This window comes from Micromonospora sp. NPDC049662 (assembly GCF_040675055.1).
Taxonomy (GTDB): domain Bacteria; phylum Actinomycetota; class Actinomycetes; order Mycobacteriales; family Micromonosporaceae; genus Micromonospora.
Genome location: NZ_JBFAOC010000003.1, coordinates 240,418 through 255,024, shown reverse-complemented (window position 1 = coordinate 255,024; position 14,607 = coordinate 240,418). Strand labels below are relative to the sequence as shown.

Sequence of the window (14,607 nt, the reverse complement as noted above, 5' to 3'; positions counted from 1 at the left end):
CCCCACCCCCACCCCCCACCCCCACCCCCCTCCCCACCCCCTCCCCTCGCCCCGGTGATCAAGAGGTTTGCGTCAGCGGAGGCACGATTTCTGACGCAAACCTCTTGATCAACAAGGTTCAAGAGGGGGTGGAGGGGGGTGGGGTTGGGGTGGGGGGGTTAGGCGTGTTCGGTTTTTGTGGCGGGGTGTTGGGGTGGGGCGGGGTGGGAGAGTTCGGTGCTGAAGCGGGTCGAGTCCGCCGCCAGGTCCGGGTGTTCCACGTCGAGGGCGAGCGCTACCGCCTCGTCCAGGCTCAACTCGACGCCCTCCGAGTACGCGTCGTCGAACGCGACGTCGCCCATCATCGCCCGCAGCTCCGACTGCTGGTCGGCCCAGTAGCCGCCGTAGATGCCCGGTGTCGCCCGCATGCTCGCCCGGGTGGCCTGCGCCGCGCCGAACAGCCGCGCGGCGGTCGTCGGGTCCCCGCCGAGCGCGCACCGAACCGCGATCGCGTGCAGGGTGTCGCAGGCCCGGCCGTGGTAGCCGTGCCCCATCCGTGAGCGCAGTGCCACCAGCAGGTGCTCGTGCGCGGCGATCACGTCGCCCCGGGCCAGCGCGACCATCCCGAGCAGCATGTCCACCGAACGCCGGCCGCGCTCGACCGGGCGGGCGGCCTCGACCGGACGCGCCGCGCCCAGCAGGTCCGCCGCCTCCGCCAGCGCCCCCCGCCGCCAGAGCAGCTCGGCCAGGCTGAACACCGCGAACAGCGCCTCGCCCACCACGTCCTGCCCGTGCGCCCAGTCGATGACCTCCCGGCAGACCCGCTCGGCCTCGAAGAACTGGCCCATGTCCACGAGCGGCGCGGCCCGGCCGGCGAGCACCCGGGCGAGCAGACCGGCGTCACCGGCCTGCCGGGCGGCGGCCTCCGCCCGCTGCGAGTAGCGCAGCTCCTCCGCGAACTCCCCGTCGGCGCCGGCGTGCAGCGAGTGCATGTGGTACGCCGCCGCCAGCTCCGCGTCCGGGATCCGCTCGCCCGTCTCGGCGATCCGTCCGTACAGCCGGAACAGCCAGAGTCGACCCTCCCGCGCCAGCCCGCGCTCGCGCCACCACTGGTCCAGCCCGCCCGTGAGGCGCAGACCGGCGCGGGCGCTGCCACCGGTGGCACACCAGCGCAGCGCGGCCCGCAGCTCGTCGGCCAGCGGGTCGAGGGTGTAGAGGGACAGCGTCACGGGTCGCCCGTCCGGGCCGAGGTGGGCCCGATCCAGAGCGTGCGCCGACCAGGCCACGTGCCGGTCGCGGGCGGCCTGCTCCTCGCCCGCCTCGGCCAGCCGCCGCGCCGCGTACGCCCGGATCGGGTCGAGCATCCGGTAGGAGCTGCCGGCGGCCCGCGGCTCGGCCAACACCATCGACTTGTCCACCAGCACCGACAGCGGATCCAGCGGGTCGTCGCCGAGCAGCCACTCCACCGTCGGCAGGTCCACCGGCCCGGCGAAGACGGCCATCCAGCGCAACAGCCGCGCGGCCCGCGGCCCCAACGTCCGGTATGACCAGGTCACGGTGGCCTGCATGGTCAGGTGCCGTTCGGTGGCTGACCGCTGCACGGCCCGGCTCGCCGCGGTGGGCGGCGGCGTACCGATCGCCGCGGCCACCAGGTCCACGGTGTCCTGTTGGTTGCCGGACCAGCCCCGCTCCACCGGCGGCGGCTCCGGGTCCTCCCGGCCGGCGTCCAGGGTGCCGAGGACGTCGTCCAGCCGCTCGGCGAGCTGACCGACGGAGAGCACCCGCAGCCGGGCGGCCGCCAGCTCGATGGCGAGCGGCAGCCCGTCCAACCGCTGCACCACCCGGCGAAGATCGGCCGACTCGGCCTGCTCCGGCTGCCGGCCGCCACGGGCCGCAGCGGTACGGTCCAACAGCAGCGCGACCGCGTCGCTCTCCGTGCCGTCGGCACGTGGGTCGACCGAGAGCGGCGGGATCCGCCACACCACCTCGCCGGGCAGGCTGAACGACTCGCGGCTGGTCGCCAGCACCCGCACGCCGCCCCCGCCGGAGAGCAGCCGTGAGATGACCTCGCCGCAGGCGGCCGGTTGCGTATCGCAGGTGTCGAGCACGACAAGCATCCGGCGGGCCGCCGCGTACTCGACGAGCGTGTCCAGCATCGGGCGGCCCGGCTCGGGCCGCAGCCCGAGCACCGCGGCGATCGCGAACGCCACCAACCCCGGGTCGGTCACCGCGGCGATGTCGACGAACCAGACCCCGTCGGGGTACGCCTCGACCACGCCACCGGCCAGCTCCACGGCGAGTCGGGTCTTCCCCGCGCCGCCCGCGCCCAGCACCGTGACCAACCGGTGCCGCTCCACCAGCCCGCTCAGCTCGGCGCGCTCGACCTGCCGCCCGACGAACGACGTCACCTGGGTCGGTAGGTTGTGCGCCACCGCCTCGGCGGTACGCGGGCGGGGGAACTGCCGTTCCAGCCCGGGAGCGACCAGTTGGAACAGCCGCTCCCGGTCGTCGAAGCCACGTAGCCGGTGCAGGCCCAGGTCCAGCAGGGTGGCGCCGGGTGGCAGCGGGTCGGCCCGGCGGGCCGTGGACGCCGAGCAGAGCACCTGACCGCCGTGGGCCGCCGCGGCCACCCGGGCCGCCCGGTGCACCTCGGGGCTGGCGTACTCCCCGTCGCGGGGCTCGGCGTAGCCGGTGTGCAGACCCATCCGTACCCGGGGCGCGGCCTCCGCGGTCGGCCAGTCGTGGTTCGCCAGGGCCCGCTGGGCGGTCAGGCAGGCCGTCAACGCCGCCGCCGCGTCGTCGAAGGCCAGGAAGAACGAGTCGCCTTCGGTCAACAGTTCGGCACCACCGGTGGCGGCCAGAGTGCGCCGCAGCAACCGTCGATGCTCGGCGAGCACCGGGCGGTAGTCCGCGCCGAGCAACTGGGCCAGCCGGGTCGAGCCCTCGATGTCGGTGAACACGAAGGTCACCCAACCGCTCGGGAGCTGGATCCGTGGCGACATGCGTGGAACCTCCGCCCGTGACGTCGGGTTCATGCTGCCTGAGTCCGAGCGGTCACGCATCGTGAGAACGGCCGGGCAGGTGCCGCCTCAAGGTGCCACTCGAACCCGGTCCCGGCAAGGGCGGTTCACGAGTCTGCCGCCGAAACCGCCGGGTCAGCAGCCGCAGGCGCCACCGCAGCAGCCGCCACCACCGGCCGGCGGCGCGGCGCCGGTGCCGCGACCGGTGACCGACACCGCCGAGAGCAACTTGACCGTGTCGGCATGGCCCTGCGGGCAGGTGGCCGGCGCTCCGGCCGCCGCCATCGGACGGTTGACCTCGAAGTTGTCGCCGCAGGCGCGGCATCGGAACTCGTACCGGGGCATGCCACCAAGGGTACGTGGACCTGACGCCCGTCGGGACATGAGTGATACTCGACGGGTGGTGGACGGCGAGGACAAGACGCGTGTGCAACCGCTTCGACCGGCCGCGCCGCTGGACGGGCCTCTGGCGGAGTCGGGCGCCGCGCCGGATCCGGCGCCTCCGGCCGTGCCTCGCCCGCGCCGCCCCTGGCTGGGCAGCGGCACGACCGACGCTGCTCCTGCCTCGACAGTCGACGCCCCCGCCGACGACCGGGGCGAGCACGCCGCCGACGATGACACTGCCGCGATGGCGGCCCCCGCCGCCGATGCCGCCGATGCGGACACCGCCGGTACGGACACTGCCGCCGCGGATCGGGCCGACGGAGGCACCGACATCCCGGCGCGCGACAACACCGACGGCGACGACCCGGCGAAGGCCAACCCGGCGACCGCCAACACCACGACCGCCGACCCGGCGAAGACCGGCACCACCGACGCCGACCTGGTGAAGACCGGTGCCACGGCCGCCGACCCGGCGAAGGCGGAGGCGGGCGACGCCAACGCCGATACCGCCACGACCGGCGACGGGACGGTCGCGGCGGGCGCGACCGACCTGACGGCGACCAAGGTGGAGGGCGTCGCCGTCGTACCGGCGGTCACGCCTGGTCGGCGGCGGCGCGTGCCGTTCGCGCACGCCGTCCGGCTGCCACCGCCGCGCCAGGCCGCGGTGACCGCCGCTCGGGCGACCCGGGAGTGGTCGCGCCGGCCCAGCGGTCGACTCACCGTTCCGGGGGTGTTCCTGCTGGCCCTGGTCGCGGCGACCGCCGCAGCGGGAGCGCTGCTCGTCCCGGCGACCATCGGCGGGTCCAAGCCGGTGGCCGTCGACGCCTCGGCCGCACCGACCGTGGCCGTGCCGCCGGCACTGCCACTCGACCCACGGCCGACCGGCCCGCTGCCCACCGGGGCGGTGCCGACCGGGGCGTTCCCCACCGGCGTGGTGCCGACCGGGCCGGCCGTCGCCCCGACGATCGGCGGTCGCCCGTCGGACGCCCTGGCCGCTTGGGCGCAGCAGGTCGGGCCCAAGGTCGGCATCCCGCCGACCGCCATGCGGGCGTACGGGTACGCGGAGCAGATGCTTGCCCAGACCAACCGTAGCTGCGCGTTGAGCTGGACGACGTTGGCCGCGATCGGTCAGGTCGAGTCCGGGCACGGCTCGGCCAACCGCGCGCAGTTGGGCGCCGACGGCAAGGCGCTTCCGGAGATCATCGGATTGCGGCTGGACGGCACGGGCGGCCGGATGCGGATCATCGACACCGACCGCGGCGCGCTCGACAAGGACAAGATCTACGACCGGGCGATCGGGCCGATGCAGTTCATCCCGACGACCTGGCAGGAGATCGGGGCCGACGCCGACGGGGACGGGGTCAAGGACCCGCACGACCTGGACGACGCGGCGCTGGCGGCCGGCAACTACCTCTGCAAGGGTGGCCGCAACCTCAGCATCCCGGGAGACTGGTGGAACGCGATCCTGTCGTACAACGACGTACGGCGGTACGCCCAGGCCGTCTACGACACCGCTGACCGGTACGGACGGGCCAGCCGCCTGTGATGTGATCGTCCACGCACATTGGAGGACCGGACACTTCCCCCGGGCAGCCGTTAGCGGCAAGCTAGACGGGTGATGGTGCGCGAGTGGGACCCCAGGACCGCCTCGTCCGCCGAGATCGCGTCGCTGTTGACCACGTTGAACGCGGTGCTCGCGGCCGATCTGCCGCAGGACCCGCCGTGGCGGGAGACCTCCCTACGGGAGTATCTCGGCGAGGTGATGCCGGGTGAGCGGCGGATCTCCTGGCTCGCCCAGGCCGAACCGAGCGCTCCCGGCGAGGTCGGTGCCGTCCTCGGCCAGGTCCACGTGCTGCTGCTCGGTGACATCGGTGTGCTCGAGGTGCTGGTCCACCCCTCTGTACGACGCGGCGGCCTCGGTCGTGACCTGGTTCTGCGCGCGGCCCGGCGGGTCTACCAGGAGGGCTTCCAGTCGATCGGCGTCGAGGTGGTCGGCGACACGCCGGCCGTGGCCTTCTACGAGTCGCTCGGTTTCACCCGTGAGTACGTGGAGACGCGCAGCGTGCTCGACCTGACGTCGGTGGACTGGGCCGAGTTGACCGAGATGGCCACCGGGATTGGCGCGGGCTACCACCTGGAGTTCTATCCGGGCGGTCCACCGGACGACCTGATCGAGTCGTACGCGCGGGCCAAGGCCGAGGTGCGCGACGTCGAGGACGGCGAGCTACGTCCCAGCTCCTACGACCCGGAGCGCCTGCGGGACAGCCTCGACACCCTGCACCGGCGCGGCATGAAGCCGTACATCGTGCTGGCCCGGCACGAGCAGAGCGATGAGGTGGCCGGGCTGACCGAGGTCGTGGTGCCCGCGCAGCACCCGACCCGCGCCGACCAGTACGACACGATCGTCGGGCAGGACCACCGGGGTTACGGCATCGACCGGGCGATCAAGGCGCGGATGCTGCTGGAGCTGCGCTCCGCCGAGCCGGAGTTGGCCGAGGTGCAGACCTGGAACGCGCAGGCCAACGAGGCGATGCTCAAGGTCAACGCGGAGCTGGGTTACCGGCCCGACCGGGACTGGTGCGAGTACAGCGTCGACGTGGCCGAGCTGGTGCACCGCCTCGATCAGCCACGCTGAGGAATTCACGAAAGTGTCCACTGGGGGATGGACGGTGGACAGTGGGGCACCTTAACGTGCGGTGACCCCGTCCACCCATCGTGGAGGCCCTATGCGCCCGCGCCGCACAACAGCCGCGCTCGCGATCGCCACCGCCGCAGTGACCGTCACGGCCCTCGGCGTCACCCCCGGCGCGGCCAGCGCCGCGCCCACCGACCTGTTCATCTCCGAGTACGTCGAAGGCTCGTCGAACAACAAGGCGATCGAGCTGTTCAACGGCACCGGCGCTCCCGTCGACCTCACCGCTGGCGGCTACCAGCTCCAGCTCTACTTCAACGGCTCCACGACGGCGACCACGATCGCGCTGACCGGGACGGTCGCCGCCGGGGACGCCTTCGTGTTCGCCAGCGCCTCGGCCGGGGCGGCCATCCTCGCCCAGGCGGACCAGAGCACCGGGGCGAGCCTGTTCAACGGCGACGACGCGATCGTGCTGCGCCGGGGCACGACCGTGCTCGACTCGATCGGGCAGGTGGGCGTCGACCCGGGCACCGAGTGGGGCAGCGGCACGACCAGCACGGCGGACAACACGCTGCGCCGGCTGCCGTCGGTGACCGCGGGCGACACCGACCCGTCGGACGCGTTCGACCCCGCCGCCCAGTGGGCCGGCTTCCCGGTCGACACCTTCGACGGGCTCGGCTCGCACAGCGTGGACGGCGGTGGGCCGGTCGACGTCCCGGCGACGGTGACCTGCGGCGGCCCACTGGTCACCGCATCGGGGACGGCGGCGAGCCGGGAGGTCACCGCCACCGACCCGGACGATGAGATCGTCGACCTGGCGGTGACCGCTGTCAGCCCGACGCCGGCCAGCGGCTCGATCACCCGTACCGCGTTCACCCCCGCCGACGCGGTGGGCGGCACGGCCCGCGCCACGGTCGGCGCGAGCGCCGACCTCACGGCCGGGGCGTACACCGTCACCGTGACCGCGACCGATGCGGGCGGTGGCACCGCGAGCTGCGCGCTGGCCGTGCAGGTGACCCGGGAGCTGACCGTCGGGGAGGTACAGGGTCCGACCACCGACGCCGAGTCCGCCGCCGACCGGTCACCGCTCGCACCGGCGAGCGGCAACGGCACCAGCAGCACGATGTACGACGTCCGTGGCGTGATCACCCAGCGGACGCTGGCCCGTACGTCGGCCGGGGCGGAGCAGAACGGGTTCTTCCTGCAGAGCCGCAGCGGCGACACCGACGGCGACCCGACCAGCTCCGACGGCATCTTCGTCTTCATGGGCACGTTCACCTCGCTGGTCGGCGGCTACGTGCCGACGGTCGGCGACGAGGTGGTGCTGCGGGCACGGGTGTCGGAGTACTACAACTTCACCCAGCTCTCCGGTGCGTCGCTGGTCCGTCGGATCGCCACCGGCCTGGACGTGGACACGGCGGTCTCGGTTGCCGACGCGGTGCCTCCGGTCGAGTTAACCGAGGCGCAGCGCTGGTGGGAGCGGCACGAGGGTGCCCGGCTGCGGGTCCGCGCGGGCAGCGGCGCGGTGAGCGGCCGCGACGTCTTCTCGTCCACCGCCGACGCGGAGCTGTGGGTCGTCGACCGGGACGATCCGCTGCTGGACCGCGCCGACCCGTACGCCCGGCGGGTCTTCCGGGACTCGCACCCGCTGGACAATGACCCGACCCGGCGCTTCGACGACGGCAACGGGCAGCGGGTGCTGCTCGGCAGCATGGGCGTGAAGGCCACCGCCGGTGACAGCACCGCGCTGCTCCCGCCGGCGCACACCTTCGACACGCTGCGCGCCGACGCGGTGGGCGGCGTCTACTACTCGTTCGAGAAGTACGGCGTGCAGGTCGAGCGGGCCGAGTTCGACGCCGGGGCCGACCCGTCGAAGAACAACCCGCCGAAGCCCGCCGACCGCTCCCAGGAGGTCGCGGTCGCGACCTACAACGTGGAGAACCTGTACGACTACCGCGACGATCCGTTCGACGGCTGCGACTTCACCGGCAACGCCGGCTGTACCGGTGTCAGCCCGCCGTTCGACTACGTGCCGAGCAGCGAAGCCGACTACCGCCAGCACCTGACGTCGCTCGCCGACCAGATCGTCAAGGATCTGCACGCACCGGATCTGATCCTGGTGCAGGAGGCCGAGGACCAGGACATCTGCACGGTCTCCGGGACGGCGCTGGCCTGCGGCGACACCAACAACGCCGACGGCGCTCCGGACAGCATCCAGGAGTTGGCGCTCGCGGTGGCGGCGGCCGGCGGGCCAGCGTACGCCGCTGCCTACGACCGGACCGGGGCGGACGCCCGCGGGATCACCGCCGCGTTCCTGTACCGCACCGACCGGCTGTCGCTGGCGGCGGCGACGGCGGGCGATCCGCTGTTGGGCACGACGCCGACCGTCCAGTACCGCGCCGCCGGCCTGCCGGGCAACGCCGACGTTCAGAACCCCAAGGCGCTCAACGCGGTGCTGCCGTCCGACGTAGACACGTCGACGGGCAAGGACGGGAACAACGTCTTCACCCGGGCACCCCAGCTGGGCAGGTTCAACGTGGCCGCGGCGCCGGGCTCGACCGAGCGGTTCACCCTGTGGGCGCTCAGCAACCACTACTCCTCCGGTCCGGACAGCCGGATCGGGCAGCGGCGGGAGCAGGCGGCGTACGGAGCGGCGATCGTCACCGCCATCGAGGCGGCCGACCAGGACGCGCGGGTCGTGTACGGCGGTGACCTGAACGTCTTCCCCCGCCCGGACGATCCCATCGCCACCGCCGCCCAGCCCACCCCGTCGGACCAGCTCGCTCCGCTGTACGAGGCGGGCCTGCACAACCTGTGGGACAACCTGGTGGCGGACGTGCCGGCCTCGGCGTACTCGTACAGCTTCGAGGGGCAGGCGCAGACGCTCGACCACCTGTTCGTCAACGACGCGCTCTACGGCGACCTGGTGCAGGTGCGGGCGGCGCACGTCAACGCCGACTGGCCGGCGGAGTTCACCGGTGACGGCTCACGGGGTTCCAGCGACCACGATCCGCAGGTGGCGAGGTTCCGCTCGCGGGCGGCGTTGACCGTCGCCGACACCACGGTGGTCGAGGGCGACCAGGGCACCCGGCAGCTGGTGTTCACCGCCACCGTCTCACGGCCGCTGTCGCAGCCCGTGCTGCTGTGCGCCGCGACCCTCGGTCTCACGGCGCAGGCGGGCTCGGACTTCGACGCGTACGCCGGCTGCAAGGTGTTGGCCGCCGGGGACACCTCGGTGACCTTCCCGGTCAGCGTGCGGGGTGACCGGCGACGCGAGTCGGACGAGAAGCTGACGCTGCTGGTGGCCGGCGTGCCCGGCCTGCGACTGGCCGACCCGCTGGCGACCGGAACCATCACCAACGACGACTGACGACCCACGCGCCAGCGCGCTCGATCCAGGATGTAGTGGCCTCCGCCGATCAAGGAGGCCACTACATCCTTGTTTTCGCAGGAGTTGCCGCGCGGACGCGGTGGCGACGGGACGAGGGGCGGTCGGATGTAACGCCACGTCGTCGCCGAGCCAATGAAGGGGTGTAAGGACGGCCAACGAGAGGACGGCCTGTGAACAGCCCGAGCCCCGGCGGGGACGACCTGACCATCATCGGTACGGATCCGGCCGCTTTCGAACGCTTCTACCGTCGGCACGTCGAGACGATCGGCCGGTTCGTGGCCCGCCGCGTCGACGACCCACACACCGCCGCAGACCTCACCGCTGAGGTGTTCCTGGCGGTGATCGACTCCGCAGCCGGTTACCGGCCCGAGCGCGGCAACGAACTGGCCTGGCTCTTCGGTGTGGCGCGGAACGTCATCGCCGCCGAGCACCGCCGGGCGACCCGACTTATGCGGGCCGGCGGTCGGCTGGCGGGACGACGGCTGTTGGACGCGGACGACATCGCCCGGATCGAGGAGCGCATCGACGCGGAATCGCTGGCCCGGCGCACCTACCGGGCCCTCGGAGGGCTGCCGGAGCACACCCGCGCCCTGCTGGAACTCGTCGCCGTGGATGGTCTGTCCCTTACCGACGCGGCCGGTGCGCTCGGGATCTCCCCGGTCGCCGCCCGGGTCCGCGTGCACCGGGCCCGCCGGGCGATCCGCCTCGCGCTCGCCACGTCCGAATCCGCGCTGGTCTGACCCGGAGGAATGAGCGCCATGACCCACACCGAGAAGCCACTGGGCACCTTCGAGGAACGACTCCTCACCGAACTGCGGGAGCACATCGCCACCCGGTCCCCCGACACGGCCTCGATCGCGCCTGCGGTCCGTACGCCCCGCCGGAACCTCCGGTGGCGCGCACCGGGCTGGCGGCTGGCGGGCATCGGCGGGCTGGTCGCCCTGCTGACCGCCGGCGGGCTGCTGACCCAGACGCTCGGCGACGCCCCGCCGACGGCGAGCGCGGCGGAGGTCCTGACCGCAGCGGCGGGTTCGGCCCGTCAGCAGCCCGACCTGGTGGCCCGCCCCGGCCAGTACCTCTTCGTCGAACTGCGACTCACCTACCGGGAGCGGCCGACCGCCGGCCCGTACGTCGTCGAGCGGCTCCAACGCTGGGTGCCGGTCGGTGACGGCACGACCTGGCAGCAGCGACGGCGGCTGGAGAGCCGCCCCGACGAGTGGCGTACCGACGACGTCTCGGACATGTCACCGCCGCCCGGCTACTTCCAGGGCCTGCCCACGGAGCCGGAGCAGATGGTCCGCTACCTGCGGGACCATCCGGTCCCCGTGGACCTGCCCGCCGGGGCGGACCTGGAGGCCATCAGGAACAACCCCACGGCGATCTTCGGCGACGGCACCTGGATGCTGGAGGGCTACGTGCCGCCCCAATCACGCGGCGCGCTGTTCGAGGCGATGGCCCAGGTGCCCGGGGCCACCGTGCTGTCCGGCGAGGTTCGGGACGCGGCCGGCCGGCGGGGGGTGGCGTTGCGGACGCCGGGCGTGATCGGCGCGCACCTCGACCTGATCTTCGACCGGGAAACCCACGCCTACCTCGGCAGCCGCCGTCTTCTGGTGCGCGACGGCCGGGAGATGCCCTACACGAGCACCGCCGTCACCCGGATCGCGGTGGTCGAGCGGCCGGGACGCCTGCCCTGATCGTCATGGCGCGCGGGCGACCAGCGGACTGCGGACCGGACGGAGTCAGAGGTCGCAGAGGCGGCGACCGGAGCCGATGTCGTCGAGCGCCGCGTGCAGGTCGCGGATGCGCCGCTCGGCCTCGGCGGTCAGCCGATCGTGCAGGCCGTGCCAGTCGGCCGGCTGGGGGTCGGGGGGCAGGGCCGCGAGCAGTTCGCGGATCTCGTTGACGGTCAGACCGATGCGCTGGGCCACCCGGGCCACCCTGATCCGGCAGGCCGCGTCGACGTCGAAGCGCCGCTGGTTGCCGCCCGTACGGGCAGCCGTGATGAGTCCCTGCCGCTCGTAGAACCGCACGGCGGAGCCGCTGACGCCGCTCTCCCGGGCCACCTCGCCGACCGTCAACGCGCCCATCGTCATTCCCCCGCCGCCATTGACTTCATCATTACTTCAAGTCCTAGCGTCCGAGGCATGACTACGCAAGAGAACACCGCACCGACCGTCGCCGTGCTCGTCGGGAGCGTCCGGCAACCTCGGGTGGGCCGCTCGATCGCCGACTGGTTCGTCGCGCACGGGAGCCGCCGCGCGGACCTGGACCTGGACCTCGTCGACCTCGCCGAGGTGGCGCTACCGTTCGCCGACACCCCTCCCGGCGGCAATTCGACCAGCCCCATCAGTGCCCGCCTGGCCGCCGCCGACGCGTTCGTGGTGGTGACGCCCGAGTACAACCACAGCTTCCCGGCCGCCCTGAAGAACGCCATCGACTGGCACTACCGGGAGTGGGCCCGCAAGCCGGTGGCCTTCGTGTCGTACGGCGCCAGCTCCGGCGGCATCCGCGCGGTGGAGCAGCTCCGGCTGGTCTTCGCCGAGGTGCAGGCCGCCACGACCCGCTCCGGGGTGGTGCTCCGGGCGCCCTGGGAACGACTCGACGCCGACGGGCGGCTGGTCGACGACGAGCCGCTGCGGCAGGCGGCCGACGCCACGCTCAGCGAGCTGGCCTGGTGGGCCGAGGCGCTGCGCACCGCCCGCCGGGTCCGGCCCTGAACAGACGACATGGACACGTCTGCGCGACGGCTCGGCTGGTACCTGACCCTGGGTGGCCTGCTCGCGGTGATCGACACCACGGTCACCGTGGTGGCCCTGCCGAGGCTGGTCGACGACCTCGACACCAACCTCACCACGATCGGCTGGGTCACCAGCGGCTACGCGCTCGCCCTGGTCGCGGTGATGCCCACCGCGGCCTGGGCGATCAGTCGCTTCGGCGCCCGCCGCACCTACCTGACCGCGCTGCTGCTGTTCACCGCCGGTTCCGTGTTGGCCGGGGCCGCCTGGAGCGTCGGGTCGCTGATCGCGTTCCGGGTGCTGCAGGGGCTGGGGGGCGGACTGCTCAACCCGGTCGGGATGGCCGTCGCGCTCGCCGCGGTTCCGCCGGGACGGCGCGGGCGGATGATGAGCCTGCTCGGTCTTCCGGTACTGGTCGGGCCGCTCATCGGGCCGGTGCTGGGTGGGCTGCTGCTCGATCACGCGTCCTGGCGGTGGATCTTCTGGATCAACCTGCCGGTGGGGCTGGTGGCGATGGTGCTCGGCCGGTCGGTGCTGCCGGTCGCCGATGCGGGACGAGCACCGGTCCGGCTGGACGTCGTCGGGCTGCTGCTGCTCTGCCCCGGGCTGGCGCTGGCGGTGTACGGCCTCAGCGTCACCGGCGAGCGGGGTGGGGTCGGCACCGCCTCCGTGCTGCTGCCGTTCGCGTTCGGCGTCCTGCTGGTGGTCGCCTTCGCCGTGCGGGCCGGCCGGGTCCGGCAGCCACTGCTGCGCCTGGCGGTGCTGCGCGCGCCGGGGATGACCCCCGGCGCCGCGACGGTGGCCCTCTTCGCCGCCGGATACTTCGGCTCGTTCCTGATCCTCCCGGCCTACGTGCAGGTGGTACGCGGTGACTCGGCCACCCTGGCCGGGGTGATCGGCATCCCGCAGGCGCTGACCACCGGGCTGACGCTCCAGGTCGCGACCCGGCTCGTCGATCGCGTCTCGGCGCGGCGGGTGGTCGGGCTGGGCATCTGCACCGCCGTGGCCGGCACGGTGGTCCGGGTGCTGGTGCTCGACGCCGACACGTCGTACCCATTGCTGGCCGCGCTGGGCGCGGTCATCGGCCTGGGCATGGGTGCCACGCTGATGCCGACGATGACGGCGGCCAGCCGGTCGCTTCCGCCCGACGACGTGCCGTCCGGCTCCACCCTGCTCACCACGGTGTCACACACCTCGGTCGCGGCCGGCACCGCGCTGATCGCCGCCGTCCTGTCCTTCCTCACCGACCGGGTGGCCCCGAGCCTGGGCGGCGGGGGCATCACGGCGGCCGGCCGGCTCGACCCGGCCGGACGGCTCGACCTCGCGCCGGAACTGGCGCTGGCCACCCGGCTCGCGCTGGCGGTCTCGGCCGTGCTGTTGGCGCTCGCCTGGCTGACCAGCCGGCGACTTCCGACCACCGTCGCGGGCGCCGACGAGGCGGTTGGCCCGGGCGGAGCCGGGGAGCCGCTCAGTAACGCTGGCGGAGCAGACCGGCGGCCTCGACCGCCCAGTAGGTGAGGATGATCTGCGCGCCGGCCCGCTTGATCGAGGTGAGGGTCTCCATCATCACCCGCTCCCGGTCGATCCAGCCGTTCGCGGCGGCGGCCTCGACAGTCGCGTACTCGCCGGAGACCTGGTAGGCGGCGACCGGAACGTCCACCGCGGCCCGGACCGCCGACACCACGTCGAGGTAGGGCAGCGCCGGCTTGACCATCACCATGTCGGCGCCCTCGGCGATGTCGAGAGCCACCTCGCGCAGCGACTCACGCACGTTCGCCGGGTCCTGCTGGTAGCTGCGCCGGTCACCCTCCAGCGCCGACTCCACGGCGTCGCGGAACGGGCCGAAGAACGCCGAGGCGTACTTCACGGCGTACGCCAGCACCGCCACGTCCTGGTGCCCGGCGGCGTCGAGCGCCCGGCGTACCACCCCGACCTGGCCGTCCATCATCCCGGACGGCCCGACCACGTCGACCCCGGCGGCGGCCTGGGCCACCGCCATCTCGGCGTAGGCGGCCAGGGTGGCGTCGTTGTCGACGTCGCCGTCGGGGGCGAGCACCCCGCAGTGCCCGTGCGAGGTGAACTCGTCCAGGCACAGGTCACTCATCACGACGGTGGCGTCACCGACCTCGGCCACCACGTCGCGGATGGCGACGTTCAGGATGCCGTTCGGGTCGATGCCGCCGGACCCGGTGGGGTCCCGCTGCTCGGGGACCCCGAAGAGCATGATCCCGCCAACGCCGGCCTGCACGGCCTCGGCCGCCGCCTTGCGCAGCGAGTCCCGGGAGTGCTGAAGCACCCCCGGGAGCGACGCGATCGCCCGTGGCTCGGTCAACCCTTCCTTGACGAACATCGGCACGACCAACTCGGCCGGGTCGACCCGGGTCTCGGACACCAGCCGGCGGATCGCGGGGGTGCGGCGCAGACGGCGGGGCCGGATCTCGGGGTACGACATGGAAGGGTCCTCCT

General features: G+C 73.2%; 11 protein-coding genes. 7 read left to right on the top strand and 4 right to left on the bottom strand.

Features of this window, described 5'->3' with window-relative positions; translation table 11 throughout:
• Window positions 1–158: 158 nt before the first annotated feature.
• Entirely contained in the window at window positions 159–2,981 is a 2,823-nt protein-coding gene (locus AB0J36_RS04335; protein WP_357172316.1) for an adenylate/guanylate cyclase domain-containing protein, read from the bottom strand.
• A 153-nt stretch (window positions 2,982–3,134) separates the two neighbouring features.
• Window positions 3,135–3,344, bottom strand: coding sequence for a zinc ribbon domain-containing protein (locus AB0J36_RS04330; protein ID WP_357129230.1), 210 nt, complete (start codon window positions 3,342–3,344; stop codon window positions 3,135–3,137).
• A gap of 37 nt (window positions 3,345–3,381) precedes the next feature.
• Here AB0J36_RS04330 and AB0J36_RS04325 point away from each other — a divergent pair, with 37 nt between their 5' ends.
• The 5 genes from AB0J36_RS04325 to AB0J36_RS04305 all read left to right on the top strand — a co-directional run bounded on the left by AB0J36_RS04325 (window position 3,382) and on the right by AB0J36_RS04305 (window position 11,100).
• A complete protein-coding gene (locus AB0J36_RS04325; protein WP_357129227.1) occupies window positions 3,382–4,929 on the top strand; it encodes a lytic murein transglycosylase in 1,548 nt (515 codons plus the stop codon).
• Between the two features lie 72 nt (window positions 4,930–5,001).
• Window positions 5,002–6,018: a GNAT family N-acetyltransferase gene (locus AB0J36_RS04320; RefSeq protein ID WP_357129264.1), complete on the top strand. Its 1,017-nt coding sequence runs from the start codon at window positions 5,002–5,004 to the stop codon at window positions 6,016–6,018.
• A gap of 91 nt (window positions 6,019–6,109) precedes the next feature.
• Window positions 6,110–9,385 (top strand): lamin tail domain-containing protein, encoded by a 3,276-nt coding sequence (locus AB0J36_RS04315; protein ID WP_357129224.1) that lies wholly within the window; start codon window positions 6,110–6,112, stop codon window positions 9,383–9,385.
• Between the two features lie 191 nt (window positions 9,386–9,576).
• On the top strand, window positions 9,577–10,146 hold the full coding sequence (locus AB0J36_RS04310; RefSeq protein ID WP_357129221.1) for an RNA polymerase sigma factor: 570 nt from the start codon (window positions 9,577–9,579) through the stop codon (window positions 10,144–10,146).
• A gap of 18 nt (window positions 10,147–10,164) precedes the next feature.
• Entirely contained in the window at window positions 10,165–11,100 is a 936-nt protein-coding gene (locus tag AB0J36_RS04305; protein WP_357129218.1) for a CU044_5270 family protein, read from the top strand.
• 45 nt (window positions 11,101–11,145) lie between these two features.
• On the opposite strand, the gene AB0J36_RS04300 is transcribed toward AB0J36_RS04305, so the two are convergent.
• Window positions 11,146–11,493 (bottom strand): MerR family transcriptional regulator, encoded by a 348-nt coding sequence (locus AB0J36_RS04300; RefSeq protein ID WP_357392843.1) that lies wholly within the window; start codon window positions 11,491–11,493, stop codon window positions 11,146–11,148.
• A gap of 57 nt (window positions 11,494–11,550) precedes the next feature.
• On the opposite strand from AB0J36_RS04300, the gene AB0J36_RS04295 reads away from it, so the two are divergent.
• Window positions 11,551–12,123, top strand: a complete 573-nt coding sequence (locus AB0J36_RS04295; RefSeq protein WP_357129212.1) for an NAD(P)H-dependent oxidoreductase — start codon at window positions 11,551–11,553, stop codon at window positions 12,121–12,123.
• 9 nt (window positions 12,124–12,132) lie between these two features.
• On the top strand, window positions 12,133–13,659 hold the full coding sequence (locus AB0J36_RS04290; protein ID WP_357129209.1) for a DHA2 family efflux MFS transporter permease subunit: 1,527 nt from the start codon (window positions 12,133–12,135) through the stop codon (window positions 13,657–13,659).
• On the opposite strand, the gene hemB is transcribed toward AB0J36_RS04290, so the two are convergent.
• Window positions 13,610–14,593, bottom strand: a complete 984-nt coding sequence (gene hemB, locus AB0J36_RS04285) for a porphobilinogen synthase (protein WP_357129206.1) — start codon at window positions 14,591–14,593, stop codon at window positions 13,610–13,612. The genes AB0J36_RS04290 and hemB overlap by 50 nt on opposite strands.
• Between the last annotated feature and the right edge of the window lie 14 nt (window positions 14,594–14,607).

Coding starts and splice junctions, on each gene's coding strand:
- AB0J36_RS04335 (WP_357172316.1), bottom strand. CDS start 2,981: ATGTCGCCACGGATCCAGCTCCCGAGCGGTTGGGTGACCTTCGTGTTC.
- AB0J36_RS04295 (WP_357129212.1), top strand. CDS start 11,551: ATGACTACGCAAGAGAACACCGCACCGACCGTCGCCGTGCTCGTCGGG.
- AB0J36_RS04315 (WP_357129224.1), top strand. CDS start 6,110: ATGCGCCCGCGCCGCACAACAGCCGCGCTCGCGATCGCCACCGCCGCA.
- hemB (WP_357129206.1), bottom strand. CDS start 14,593: ATGTCGTACCCCGAGATCCGGCCCCGCCGTCTGCGCCGCACCCCCGCG.
- AB0J36_RS04330 (WP_357129230.1), bottom strand. CDS start 3,344: ATGCCCCGGTACGAGTTCCGATGCCGCGCCTGCGGCGACAACTTCGAG.
- AB0J36_RS04290 (WP_357129209.1), top strand. CDS start 12,133: ATGGACACGTCTGCGCGACGGCTCGGCTGGTACCTGACCCTGGGTGGC.
- AB0J36_RS04325 (WP_357129227.1), top strand. CDS start 3,382: ATGAGTGATACTCGACGGGTGGTGGACGGCGAGGACAAGACGCGTGTG.
- AB0J36_RS04305 (WP_357129218.1), top strand. CDS start 10,165: ATGACCCACACCGAGAAGCCACTGGGCACCTTCGAGGAACGACTCCTC.
- AB0J36_RS04300 (WP_357392843.1), bottom strand. CDS start 11,493: ATGGGCGCGTTGACGGTCGGCGAGGTGGCCCGGGAGAGCGGCGTCAGC.
- AB0J36_RS04320 (WP_357129264.1), top strand. CDS start 5,002: ATGGTGCGCGAGTGGGACCCCAGGACCGCCTCGTCCGCCGAGATCGCG.